This window comes from Colwellia psychrerythraea 34H (assembly GCF_000012325.1).
In the GTDB taxonomy this organism is placed as follows: Bacteria; Pseudomonadota; Gammaproteobacteria; order Enterobacterales; family Alteromonadaceae; genus Colwellia; species Colwellia psychrerythraea_A.
In genome coordinates, this window is sequence record NC_003910.7 from 3,162,516 (window position 1) to 3,174,541 (window position 12,026).

General features: G+C 37.1%; 13 protein-coding genes. 5 read left to right on the forward strand and 8 right to left on the reverse strand.

The window, feature by feature from the left end:
• Window positions 1-40 precede the first annotated feature (40 nt).
• Complete coding sequence (locus CPS_RS13545; RefSeq protein ID WP_011043811.1) at window positions 41-721, reverse strand: hypothetical protein; 681 nt, start codon at window positions 719-721, stop codon at window positions 41-43.
• Window positions 722-895: 174 nt separating this feature from the next.
• Between CPS_RS13545 and CPS_RS13550 the strand changes: the two genes are divergently transcribed.
• Entirely contained in the window at window positions 896-1,258 is a 363-nt protein-coding gene (locus CPS_RS13550) for an SDR family NAD(P)-dependent oxidoreductase (RefSeq protein ID WP_011043812.1), read from the forward strand.
• Between the two features lie 30 nt (window positions 1,259-1,288).
• Here CPS_RS13550 and CPS_RS23915 read toward each other — a convergent pair whose 3' ends face one another.
• Window positions 1,289-1,438 (reverse strand): hypothetical protein, encoded by a 150-nt coding sequence (locus CPS_RS23915; RefSeq protein ID WP_011043813.1) that lies wholly within the window; start codon window positions 1,436-1,438, stop codon window positions 1,289-1,291.
• Between the two features lie 233 nt (window positions 1,439-1,671).
• Here CPS_RS23915 and CPS_RS13555 point away from each other — a divergent pair, with 233 nt between their 5' ends.
• From CPS_RS13555 to CPS_RS13565, 3 genes are all read left to right on the forward strand, one after another.
• Window positions 1,672-3,786 (forward strand): S9 family peptidase, encoded by a 2,115-nt coding sequence (locus tag CPS_RS13555; protein ID WP_011043814.1) that lies wholly within the window; start codon window positions 1,672-1,674, stop codon window positions 3,784-3,786.
• A gap of 128 nt (window positions 3,787-3,914) precedes the next feature.
• Window positions 3,915-4,142, forward strand: coding sequence for a hypothetical protein (locus CPS_RS13560; RefSeq protein ID WP_011043815.1), 228 nt, complete (start codon window positions 3,915-3,917; stop codon window positions 4,140-4,142).
• Window positions 4,143-4,425: 283 nt separating this feature from the next.
• Window positions 4,426-4,800 (forward strand): hypothetical protein, encoded by a 375-nt coding sequence (locus CPS_RS13565; RefSeq protein ID WP_011043816.1) that lies wholly within the window; start codon window positions 4,426-4,428, stop codon window positions 4,798-4,800.
• A 204-nt stretch (window positions 4,801-5,004) separates the two neighbouring features.
• Here the strand turns inward: CPS_RS13565 and CPS_RS13570 are convergent, their stop codons facing one another.
• The 4 genes from CPS_RS13570 to CPS_RS13585 form a co-directional block, all read right to left on the reverse strand.
• Complete coding sequence (locus tag CPS_RS13570) at window positions 5,005-6,153, reverse strand: HlyD family secretion protein (protein ID WP_011043817.1); 1,149 nt, start codon at window positions 6,151-6,153, stop codon at window positions 5,005-5,007.
• Between the two features lie 2 nt (window positions 6,154-6,155).
• Window positions 6,156-6,503 carry a DUF3302 domain-containing protein gene (locus tag CPS_RS13575; protein WP_011043818.1) on the reverse strand — a complete coding sequence of 116 codons (348 nt, stop codon included), beginning with the start codon at window positions 6,501-6,503 and terminating at the stop codon, window positions 6,156-6,158.
• Window positions 6,504-6,605: 102 nt separating this feature from the next.
• Window positions 6,606-7,361: a hypothetical protein gene (locus tag CPS_RS13580; protein ID WP_011043819.1), complete on the reverse strand. Its 756-nt coding sequence runs from the start codon at window positions 7,359-7,361 to the stop codon at window positions 6,606-6,608.
• A 267-nt stretch (window positions 7,362-7,628) separates the two neighbouring features.
• Window positions 7,629-9,197 carry an arylsulfatase gene (locus CPS_RS13585; RefSeq protein WP_011043820.1) on the reverse strand — a complete coding sequence of 523 codons (1,569 nt, stop codon included), beginning with the start codon at window positions 9,195-9,197 and terminating at the stop codon, window positions 7,629-7,631.
• 169 nt (window positions 9,198-9,366) lie between these two features.
• On the opposite strand from CPS_RS13585, the gene CPS_RS13590 reads away from it, so the two are divergent.
• Complete coding sequence (locus tag CPS_RS13590) at window positions 9,367-10,305, forward strand: LysR family transcriptional regulator (RefSeq protein ID WP_011043821.1); 939 nt, start codon at window positions 9,367-9,369, stop codon at window positions 10,303-10,305.
• Between the two features lie 220 nt (window positions 10,306-10,525).
• Here CPS_RS13590 and CPS_RS13595 read toward each other — a convergent pair whose 3' ends face one another.
• Together CPS_RS13595 and CPS_RS13600 are read right to left on the reverse strand one after the other, a co-directional pair.
• Entirely contained in the window at window positions 10,526-10,960 is a 435-nt protein-coding gene (locus CPS_RS13595; RefSeq protein WP_041737024.1) for a hypothetical protein, read from the reverse strand.
• 217 nt (window positions 10,961-11,177) lie between these two features.
• Complete coding sequence (locus CPS_RS13600; protein WP_011043824.1) at window positions 11,178-11,948, reverse strand: hypothetical protein; 771 nt, start codon at window positions 11,946-11,948, stop codon at window positions 11,178-11,180.
• Between the last annotated feature and the right edge of the window lie 78 nt (window positions 11,949-12,026).

Here is a 12,026-nt window from a genome sequence, read left to right on the forward strand (position 1 = left end):
CTACAGTTTGATTTTAAAGTTAACGCCTCTGAATGACTTGTTATGTTCGATGAGCACCAACTTCAAAAAACTTCACTTTCTCAGAGATTTGCTTTAACACCCATGGAGGAGTAATAACTGAAATATTAGTTACTCCCAATTCTATGAGACTATCCAAGGAATAATACCAACCTACATATCCTTTATTGCCATATAGGTTTTGATAATATTCTGATTGCCCTAAAGAAGATATTTCACGGTTAACATTTATTTTTTTATAAAATTGGATTTCTCTTTGACTTGATTTTTCAATATATTTTTTTACTTGTTTTTGCTGATTTTCAGGTAAAGTTGATATTTGAGAAGCAATATTAGCTAAACCACCATGAAACCCAACTATTCCTGTGTTACTCAAGATTTTATTTTTACCTGCGGGAAATACGTAGTTAGCGCATGATGAAAGACAATAATCTAAAACCTTAACGTTTAATTGGTTTTCAAAAATAAACTCGGCCAAATCCATGCCGTTATTAACGTCACCGCCTTTGCTTTTAATCACTACAGTATCAGTAGTTTGGTGGTTTTCTTTATATAATGAAAACAATTCAATATTGGCTTCTTTACGTATTCCACCATCATAATGAATTTCATTTCCCTGAACAAAAACACTTGTTATTTCTTCAGAGAAAACATTAAACGATAATAATAGCGATAATAAAACCACTTCTCGTAGATTCAACATACTAACTCCTTTTAGTACATAACAGTTTATTATGTAGACGTCTCAGTAATAACGCCCGTTGTTTATATTTGATTTACATTACATTAATATCACATAATTTCAATAGTTTAGAAACTGAAAATTTTTATTTTGTTAAAACTTGGATATTACTGAGAAGTCTCAGTAATATAAAACATGCAACCCAATACAATTATCCATATTATCAACACCCCCAAAGCAAACAACTATTTATACGCAGCGAGTAAAGCGGCAATTATTCAAATGACACATCACCTTACTGCTGATTTAGTGAAAGACAATATAAACATTAATGCGATAGCTCCGGGGTTCTTCCTAAGTAAGTTAACTAAATATATTGTTAACGAACAAGAAGCACAATTTGATAAAAAAATGGTGCCAAAAGAGCGTTTAGGTCAAACAGAAGATATTGCTGACGCTGCCATATATTTATCCTCACAAGCATCAAGTTGGATGACGGGACACACATTAGTACTAGATGGCGGTGTTATTGCAAACAGTGGTTATGGTGAGTTTTAGACGCTATGTTCTAAACGCTCAATTGATTAATTACTTTTTAAGTGCTTTCCATCTATATACTGCGTAAATAGTGACAATAGCTAAGACTACAGCGCCTAGTCCTGAGAAAAAACTACCAATAGTGGCTAGCTCGGCCGCTGAAATAGTTGTTGTTTCGGTCACTTTAGCGGTTACTTGCATCGAGATAATCCTTTAATATAAGAGTACATAATACTGTTATAATCAGCATCAATTAGAGTGCTGTTTTTTCCCAGTTTTTCATACATATAATAGTTACTAAATATTTTTGGCATACTATAAAGATAATTATCTGCCGTTAAAAGACTGTTTTGGTGAAACTTTGATTAAGATCATTAACAACCAGACAATTAATTAACAACATTGATATCACATCATTTACCTAGGAGCACTTAGTGCCAACATCTTCAGTTACATCAGATACGTCAAACAAAAACATTACCGCACCAATAGCTAAAAAAATCCCTCATAAAATGGAAATTCATAATCATCATCGTGTGGATAATTATTATTGGATGCGTGATGACCAGCGTAGCGATGAAGCAGTATTGAAACACCTAAATGATGAAAATAACTATGCTGATGCTATGTTAGCCGAGCAAAAATCGTTACAAGAGTCATTATTTGAAGAGCTTAAAGCCCGTATCGTAAAAGACGATAATACCGTGCCTGAAAAAGATGGTAAATATTGGTATCACAGCGAAATTAATGGTGAACAAGAGTATTCAAATTATTACCGTTCAACCAGCTTTACTGGTGAAAACAAAACTCTGTTATTAGATGTTAATGACCGAGCCAAAGACCATGAGTTTTATGATTTAGGGGATTTATCCATCAGCCCTAATGATCAATTAATGACAATATCAGAAGACATTGACAGTCGTCGTATTTACACCATTTACTTTAAAGACCTGAACAAATCATCTGACTCTGACGACCCTTATTTACCCGATACGCTCATTGAAACTGAAGGACAAATTGTTTGGGCTAATGACAATAAAACCGTATTTTATGTAAAGAAAGACTTAGAGACCTTATTAGGTACGCAAGTTTACCGTCATAAATTAGGCTCGCCACAATCTGATGATGTTCTTGTTTATGAAGAAGACGATTACAGTTTTTACATGAGTTTAGATAAGAGCAGAGATGACTCTCAAATTTATATTTGTTTACATGCCACTGAATCAACACATTATTTAGCACTCAGTGCTGATGAGCCTGATGGTGAGTTTGATGAGCTCTTTCCGTATCAAGAACAACACGAATACCATGCGGATAAAATGGGTGAACACTTTTATATTGTGACCAATTTTCAAGCTAAAAACTTTAAGTTAATGAAAGCTGCTATCAGTCAGGTTCATGATATAAATAACTGGCAAGAAGTGATCCCTCACAGAAAAGATGTATTGCTAGAGGGTATTGAATTATTCCAAAACTTTACTGTGGTGACCGAACGTGAACATGGCCAAATTCGTTTTATTGTTCACACTACACAGGGTGAAAATGCAGGCCATCAATACCCTTTGTCTTTTGATGACCCGTGTTATTTTGCTTGCCTTGGTGATAACCCTGAGCCCAAAAGTACCACCGCAAGATTATATTATTCAAGTTTAACAACACCTGGATCTTTATTTGAGTTTGACTTAGCTACCGGTGAGCGAAAGCTGCTTAAACAGCAAAAAGTCTTAGGTGACTTTACCAAAGAAGATTATCAATCCGAGCGTTTGTTTATTACTGCCCGTGATGGCACAGAAGTACCTGTATCCATTGTTTATCGCAGTGATACTTTTCAAAAGGATGGCTCTAACCCACTATTGCAATACGGTTATGGTGCGTATGGCATTACCATAGACCCTGACTTTTCCAGTCAAACGTTAAGCTTACTCGACCGAGGTTTTGTTTACGTTATCGCCCATGTTCGTGGCTCAGAAATGTTAGGAAGAGAATGGTATGAAACCGGTAAAATGGCGCATAAACAAAATACCTTTAATGATTTCATTGATGTTACTAAAGCCCTAGTTGAACAAGGTTATGGGGCTAAAGATAAAATATTTGCTTCTGGCGGCAGTGCCGGCGGTTTATTAATGGGAGCTGTGGTCAATCAAGCACCTGAACTATATTTAGGTATTGGCGCACATGTGCCCTTTTTAGATGTATTAACGACTATGCTCGATGAAAGCATACCGCTAACCACCAATGAATATAACGAATGGGGTAACCCGAACGAAGCACAGGCTTATCAAAGTATTTTAGCTTATTCGCCCATTGATAATATTAGTGCTCAACACTACCCTCATATACTTGTCACCACGGGGTTGCACGACTCACAAGTGCAATACTTTGAACCAATGAAATGGGTAGCAAAAATGCGTGAGTTTAAAACAGATGACAACTTGTTGTTATTTAAAACAGATATGGAGGCCGGCCATGGTGGCGCCTCGGGACGTTTTAAAAGTTTAAAAGAAAAAGCCTTGGAGATGAGCTTTTTTATCTCATTATTACCAAAGTAGAGAAGAAGTATTAACGTTTGATCTTGTTATACGTAAAAGTGCTTTGTGTACTTGCGGATAACAAGAATACTTTAGCGCACCTTTTGTGTTAAACAATATGGTCGTTACCTTTTGACAAAAGAAAAGAAATGGAAACTAATGCCAGTAAAATAAGGAACTTGTTTAGTGAGATGATCCGCTCTGGCATTACCGACAAGACCATTAGAAACGTTAATTTATTGGTCGCAGAAAATATTATTGCTGGTGCTATAGAATCAATTCCTGATATGGCGATAGCGCTAAATGAAATTTATTTAGAGCAAGGCTCCATTGATTTTTTTGATATTTTCTTTAATAGGGTTGCCACAACAGCTTAGTCTTTACTTCGATAGTCTTTGTGGTGGAGTTATAATGTCTCATATTGAGTTTTCACGATAAATGCAGCAAGTACACAAAGGCCGATAATATTTGCCTTTGTATGACCTCTGTCTCCAACGTGTCGCTAATTAATGAGTTGAATACACTTTGAGTAAACCTAGCTAAAAACTAGAATGTTTATTGTTCTTAAACAACTTTCAACCAAAGTAATAATTTTATCCTTGGTTTTATTCTTAGTTTTTGCTATTGCTAAGTAAACGAATTAACGTAAAGGAATTACTTATGGTATTGCCACAAACGGATACAATAACTGCGGTTGATAAACAACAAATTAAACAGGCCTCTAATGCCGCACTTGCTTCAATTTTAAACCTCACTTTTTTGCCAGGCATTGCCTTTATTTGGTTAATACTAGCAATCAAGAATATGCCACCAAACAGCATAAGTCATTATCACGCAAAATTAGGTATCAAGCTTAATATTATTGCCTTTATTGCCCTCGGTGTTGTTTCAGTGTTGATGGTAATCTTAGGTGGCTTTGAATCCGCTTGGACTTGGGTTTATGTTATTACTTACTTTACCTTTGTACATACCACCTTTATTATCTTAGCCGTTTGGGCGCTGACGCGTGCTTGGTCTGGATTAAAGTTAAGGTAGTTAAACGTACTCGTTAAGTACTCAAGTCAGTGACAACTGTAGCATAATGATTGGGGCTAATATCATCTCAATAGCCCCTACATTAAAAGCCTACAATTTTTGGAGTTTATTGGTGCAATAGCACGACTGTTATCATATCTTGGACACAGTCAGTAATAATAATTACCAACGAACAGAGTTCTCAATCATTGCGAGCAAGAAGGTTTACTTTATTGGATAAACGTACTTTATCCAGCTCATCATACGAAATAATATTTTTCGCACCATAGAAGTATGTAAAAAATCTCCTTTAGGGTTAAAAGCGACGGCTTGACCTTGAACCCCGCGTGGTAAATTGTAATCATCCAAGTTTTCTTCTAGTTCTATTATTGCAATAGTAAAACCGTGAGTTGCTAGGCTGCCTGCACCTCTTAGTACGCCATTACCTTGGTATTCACCTTCAGCCATTGCCGGTAAAATTTCAACAACCTTACCTTTAAAAACGTGTCCAGGTACTGCATCTAAAATAACTTCCGCGTCCAAGCCCTTCTCTAGCCGTAGTAATGAATTCTGCCATATACGGGCGGCAAATCGGCGTTTCTCGGTGGGAATAAAGCTCATCACCGGACGAAGAGCTAATATACCGGCTCGCATTCCGGGTCTAAGTGCTACTTGGGTCGGCATGCCATCAACTGGAGCACGAACAAAAGTACGTTCAAGATCTAACTGAGCTCTGTTTCTAGCAGCCTTTAACTGAGCAACTTGAGTATTTTCACCCAAAATATTCGACTCTGTTAATAAGCGGACTTTTCTTTCAGTCGCTTGAGCTGAATCGAGACTTGCCAGCGCGGCTTCATAAAACTCTCTTCTGTTATCCAGTTCTTGTTGAGTAAAAGGAGAGCTTTCTCCACCTTTTAAGTGCCCTTCCATATAACGATAATAGCTTGCTTTGGTTCTGTCTTTATTTGCATCAGCTTTTGCAACTTGTCCTGTAGCAGCAAGTAATGCTTGGTCATTTTGCAGTACTTGATTTTTTGCTTGTTCTACCGCAGCGTCAGCTTTTTCTAATGCTATTGTTTGTTCCTCGTTATACAAGGTAAACAGCACGTCACCTTTTTTAACTTCAATATTTGGAATAACATCTACAGACTTAATATTACCCGCAACTAATGGTGTAATGGGGATGGTTGCAAACACTTCTTTGCCGTATTTAGCATAGGGATGTAAATAGTTCATAATAATCATAATAGAAGACAGTAGAACTACGCCGCCTAAAACAGCGGTTGGTACTGACCATTTGTTTAATGGGATCTTAAACGTTTTGAAAATAGCCACACATAGAGCGGTGTAGGTTAAAATAATGAGCATATCCATGATTATATCCCTTTGGTTTCTTTAATTTGGCTATTAGCTAGTAATTCGACCTGCTTTTGTAGTTCAAGAATATCTAGTTCTAATTTGCTTGTTTTGATATCGCTATCAGAGGTATGGTGAACCATACCCCAACCGATTCCTGGCTTGTACAAGGTCGCCCAAATCCATAAAAACGGCCAAATAGCACCTAAAGTAAATAAACTGATCCAACCGGCAACATGAATTGCATCTTGATGGGGATGTTGACGGTGAACTGCAATTTCATAAGGGATATCGTGTACTACGATGATTCCGTAAAACAGCACTAAAATAACAAAAAACACTAAAAATAATGCAAAATAATCTAACATTTTATACTCCTTATTGAAGCCTTTAAATTTGATAAAAAGAACTCACAACGTTATTTAAAACTTTCGCTAAAATTCACTTCAATACTTACATTCACAGTCAAATTAGAACTTGAAAATTAGCCCTATAATAAGACCGTGGGTGACGGTGTCATATTGAAAGTAATCCACTTGCCCTTGATGCCCTTCGTCATAATCCACCCAAGTGGCTTTATATTTCATATCTAAGGTCATCAGCTCACTAATTTCGTATTGCACGCCCGTTTGTATTGATGAAGTAAAATTAGCTTCATAACCACCAATATCGGCTTGTGCAAGAAACGTCCACTGCTCATTAATATCAGCTAACCACCTAACACCAACAACGGCATCAATCCAACCAGCTTTAACATCCCGATTGAGATCATTTCCAGGTAACTGAGACAAAGCAATACCCGTGCTAATATCATTATCCCACCACCGAACACCGGCAAAATAATCTAAAGTGCCCGTCGATAATTGAGTTCTATACATACCTAATCCTTCAAGAACTCCTTGGCGTACTCCAGCAGTGACTACACTGCCATTTTTATTTGTTTTTTTGCCACTCAAGTCCATATAGCCGTAATCTAAAGACATACCCCAACCGGAATCATGGTGAGCTTCAAAGTGAGCCATAGCTGCACTGTCTAAATTATTTAGAATAGTGTCAAAATCGACATCAACTCCTACCCCATCCACACGACCAAGACTTGCATCTCCATCGATACTGGTTACCATGACATAGGGCTCTAATTGAAAGCTCCATTCATCGGCGACGCTGTCAATGGGAAGACAGGCGATAAGACAAACTGTTAATACATTATTTACGATGATATTCATTGTAAAACCCTTCAAAAATATGTTTGCTAATCACTTTACTGGTGCATGATAGTCGTGTTTATTCACGGTTAGAAATGAATAAAAGCAATGGCACTATAAGTACCATTGATAATCCACATTGCATTATTTAGTGTTTGAAGCTATTAAACAAAAACCCTAACTAGAGATGACAACTTTGTTAGTACTGACTATCCAAAATTAGGAATAAAAAAGTCCACTTTAAAATTGATTCAAAGTGGACTTTTAGTGTTTCAACATAAAAATTTGTTATTTCGCTTTAATCTCTGTTGATACTTTTTTAACAAATGCTTTCATTTGCAATGTTGTGTAGTTTATATCGGCAGCACCAAAACTCTGACCAACTTGCATTGGGTAACCTTCTAATGAGCCTAGGAACTCTTTTACCTTGCCGCTTACAGGTACAAATGCCCACATGTTATCAACCATCCAACGAACATACATAGACGATTCAATCGGTCCTTTTTCAAAAGGGTCTGCACGTAAGTTTACTAGTTGTGGCCACGCTGGTACTTCACGTGTGCCACTTGCCATATCCCCTTTAACCAGTGCAAAACTTGCTTTCCAATCATTCCAACGTATCGCATTTAATTGACCTGATTGGCTAAAGTACATAATCGTTTCACGTGGCCCTTTGTCAACTTCACCAGCAAAGTAAGGTTTGAAATTAAAACCATCTAAATGTACTCGCCATTTTTTGTTATTTATTTCACCACCTTTTTTAAGATCAGCAACTAACGTATCGTTACCCATCGCTGCAGCTAATGTTGGCATCCAATCGATATGAGACATCATTGAGTTCATTTTGCTACCGGGTTTGATAGTACCGGGCCATCTAACTAACTGAGGTACACGCATGCCACCTTCATAAGTTGTACCCTTTTCGCCATGGAATGGAGTATTACCACCGTCAGGCCAAGTAAATGTTTCTGCACCATTATCTGTGGTGTAAATAACAATGGTATTGTCAGCAATTTTCAAATCATCAAGTTTGTCTAATAAAACCCCTACGTGCTCATCGTGCTCTAACATACCATCTGCATAAATGCTGATGCCTGACTTACCTTGCCATTTTTCTTGTAAGCGTGTGTGAACATGCATTCGTGTACTGTTGTACCAAATAAAGAAAGGTTTATCCGCCTTATGAGCTTTGTCGATAAACTTTAACGTGGCACCTAAAAACTCTTCATCAGCCGTTTCCATGCGCTTTCTTGTTAATGCGCCAGTATCTTCCATACGACCATCAGCAAAGGTATGTAAAACACCGCGAGGACCAAACTTTTTCTTAAATCTTGGATCTTTCGGGTAGTAATAGGTTTCCGGCTCTTCTTCAGCATTTAAGTGATAAAGGTTACCGAAAAACTCATCAAAACCATGTTTAGTCGGTAAATGTTTGTCTTGGTCACCTAAATGGTTCTTACCAAATTGTGCGGTCATGTAGCCGTTATCTTTAGCAACATCACCTATCGTAGGGGCCCAATCAGGAATGCCATGAGTAGAACCTGGCATACCGATAGTTAACAAACCGGTACGAAAAGGTTCTTGCCCTAAAATGAACGCTGAGCGACCTGCCGTACAGCTTTGTTGCGCGTATTGATCGGTGAATAATGCACCTTCATTTGCAATCCTGTCGATATTAGGTGTTTGATAACCCATCATGCCATGGTTATAAGCACTAATATTATATATACCAATATCATCGCCCCAAATTGCCAAAATATTAGGTTTGCTTGTATCAGTTGTTGCTAGTGCCGTTGCAGATGCAGTCAACATCCCTAATGCAATGGCAAACTGCGTAAATTTAGTATTAATTGTCATAAGTATTCCTTTGGTTAAACCTTCAAATCTGATAAAGAATGAATATGAGGCGAGCTTAAATAAAGATGCTTATATTTAGAAATAAAACAAAATGACAGAACTATAAGTATCACTTATAGTAGTTTGTAATTGAGAGGTAACATTGACCTAAAAGAAAGGAATAACTGCGATGGCTAGGTATTTAAGGAACGTAGATTTAAATCTACTGTCAATATTTACGGCGTTAATGCATGAAAAAAACATTAGCCATGCTGCTGAGAATTTGGGGATGACCCAGCCTGCGGTTTCACAAGCACTCAAAAGATTAAGGTCGCTCTACAATGACCCATTATTTGAACGTAAGTCGGGTAAAATGATGCCGACACTTAAAGCGGATGAAATATATCCTATCATCAATAAAATACTCGCTGATGTGTCATCAACCTTGCCTGATACCGGTGATTTTTTACCAGAAACAGCCAATCTAAATTTTCATATCAACATATTAGGTGTTGGTAACAATGACTTTTTAACTAAACTAAGCCAACGCTTAGCGCATGTAGCTCCGAATATATCACTTACCGTGAGCACAGAGATGTTAGTTGATGCCGAGAAATCATTAAGGGATAAAGAGTACGACCTGCATCTTGATTATTTAACTATTGACGAAATAGGCTGTCATCACCAAGAATTGTTCAACGACCAGCTCTTTATTATCGCAAGGAAAGGACACCCTAACCTTAACAATAAAACTAATTTATTACTCTCTGAATACTTGGCAGAAAAACATGCGGTATTAGCCCCAAGAAAAGGCAATGTTTACCCACTGAGTTTAGCCTTGCAAGATTTTAGCTACAACCGAGAGATAAAATATACCAGTACCAGTATCGAAAACATTTTAGAAATTGTGAGTGCTACTGATTTAATTTGTATCATGCCAGGCACTGTTTTACAGTCTATGCATAATGTAAATGACTACATTTGGTTTAACCCACCTTTTAAAACTAAACAAATGATAGCTTACATGAATTGGCACTGGAGTATGGAACACGTAAAGTCTCACCGTTGGTTAAGAACTATCATTATTGATATTTGTAAAAACATGCAGCCACTTCCCTCCATTGAATAATACGGTTATTCAATGATGAACCAATTCCTTGTGTTTACCTTCATGAGTGATGCCACGACAGTGACATGTTTAGGGATAGTGTCATATCAATAGCCCCACTTTAAATGGCTAAAGGTTTCCTGTATTTATTGGTGAATAACATTACGGATATTGACACGCACTACCTCGAAGTAGATGCGTATGTGCTGAATAGATTTCAAACCTATTAAGAATGATTTTATTACCACTTATACTCTAAGCTGAATACTAGCGCTTCACCTAATAAAGTAATTCTAGGTCGTGTATCGTAAATAGTTAAAATTACACCTACTCCAAAAACACTACAGAGATCCCCTAGCTCCAGGATACAAATACCTCCGGTATCTTGATAACCTGTAGCGACACCTGCCAATAAAAAAATCTTATAATCTTGATCATAATTCTCGATATAAACAGATTGAGTATACATCACTGATTGTTTGTTATATGAGTTCTCAAATGTGCTAAGACTGTACCCAATGTTATCTTTAATGTACTCAAAACCGAGCAACTTGTGTTTTTTATTCATTTTTTCGCTACTAGTAGGGTGATACGATACGGCATAGAACTGTGTTGTGAAATCGCCCGCATTGGCTGTAAATACGGCACATACTAATGGTAATAGTATCTTATTCATTATTTTAATCTCTTATGCAATTTATTCATTAGATATTAACGGAGGTGACACTAGCCCACTTAAGGGCTTTGATTGACCGTTCAGAATCATGGTATACACAGAATATTTACAGATATAGAATAGGAAACAAAGAAACGGTCTTCTTAACCGCTAAAATTAAGAAAAAATGGCAAGCTGATGCTGCCATTTTTTGGAGAGCTGATAGTCGCTGAATAACTTACATCGACAAATCTTCACGTAATACGTAAATGTTATAAGAAATAGATTTAAAGTGCGATGACCAACTGGTTAGTAATTCTTTAGCCTTTCCCTTGTTATCTAAATGTTTAGCTAACATTTCACTAAATTTAATTTCTGGCGGTGCCATATCCCCGTAACTCATATACGGAATAGCCAGATTCATTTCCATTTTTCCGTTGATATTCTCATCCCAAAACCAATTATATGGCCAATTTTCACTTTTAGCGGCATCACTAAGGGCTTTTTTGTCTTTTTCTCGCGCTGCGCTATGGCCTAATTTGAGGTGGTAAGTATTAACACCAACATACTTATATTTTACATCTGCCGGCCAATGACTATTTTCAAAATCAGCTTCAGAACGATCTCGTTGGTAATGGGCAACATATTGACTCACATTTTCACGCCAGTTTTCTGAGGCCTTTGATTTGATATTCCATTGGCGATACTCATCAAGATCTGACCAAGATTCACAACATGAACGCACTAAATAAGCATTCATTTTTTTACCCATGTCGGCCTGATATACTGACCATTTACGTGGGTCATCCATTGACTTACGGTATTCGATATGTTTTTTAAACGCTTTTTCAAAATCAGCTGACTGCCCTGCTTTAGGATAAAAGACCCACATAGTGGTGATTATTTTTTCTAACTTTTTTTCTTCTGCATTGACTGACACAGATACACAGGTCATCAGGAAGATGAACAGCGAAAAGTAAAATGATAGTGCTTTTAGTTTTTTAGTCATGGTGGCTTCCTTACTTATGATTGTTTATCCATGACAACCGCCAACAACTTAATGGAATATGGATAGGAGTACGAAGTG

What these genes read in the sequence shown, in the direction of transcription:
- CPS_RS13545 (WP_011043811.1), bottom strand. Translation starts at nt 721, where the DNA reads ATGTTGAATCTACGAGAAGTGGTTTTATTATCGCTATTATTATCGTTT.
- CPS_RS23915 (WP_011043813.1), bottom strand. Translation starts at nt 1,438, where the DNA reads ATGCAAGTAACCGCTAAAGTGACCGAAACAACAACTATTTCAGCGGCC.
- CPS_RS13590 (WP_011043821.1), top strand. Translation starts at nt 9,367, where the DNA reads ATGGCTAGGTATTTAAGGAACGTAGATTTAAATCTACTGTCAATATTT.
- CPS_RS13550 (WP_011043812.1), top strand. Translation starts at nt 896, where the DNA reads ATGCAACCCAATACAATTATCCATATTATCAACACCCCCAAAGCAAAC.
- CPS_RS13595 (WP_041737024.1), bottom strand. Translation starts at nt 10,960, where the DNA reads ATGAATAAGATACTATTACCATTAGTATGTGCCGTATTTACAGCCAAT.
- CPS_RS13585 (WP_011043820.1), bottom strand. Translation starts at nt 9,197, where the DNA reads ATGACAATTAATACTAAATTTACGCAGTTTGCCATTGCATTAGGGATG.
- CPS_RS13600 (WP_011043824.1), bottom strand. Translation starts at nt 11,948, where the DNA reads ATGACTAAAAAACTAAAAGCACTATCATTTTACTTTTCGCTGTTCATC.
- CPS_RS13560 (WP_011043815.1), top strand. Translation starts at nt 3,915, where the DNA reads ATGGAAACTAATGCCAGTAAAATAAGGAACTTGTTTAGTGAGATGATC.
- CPS_RS13575 (WP_011043818.1), bottom strand. Translation starts at nt 6,503, where the DNA reads ATGTTAGATTATTTTGCATTATTTTTAGTGTTTTTTGTTATTTTAGTG.
- CPS_RS13580 (WP_011043819.1), bottom strand. Translation starts at nt 7,361, where the DNA reads ATGAATATCATCGTAAATAATGTATTAACAGTTTGTCTTATCGCCTGT.
- CPS_RS13565 (WP_011043816.1), top strand. Translation starts at nt 4,426, where the DNA reads ATGGTATTGCCACAAACGGATACAATAACTGCGGTTGATAAACAACAA.
- CPS_RS13570 (WP_011043817.1), bottom strand. Translation starts at nt 6,153, where the DNA reads ATGGATATGCTCATTATTTTAACCTACACCGCTCTATGTGTGGCTATT.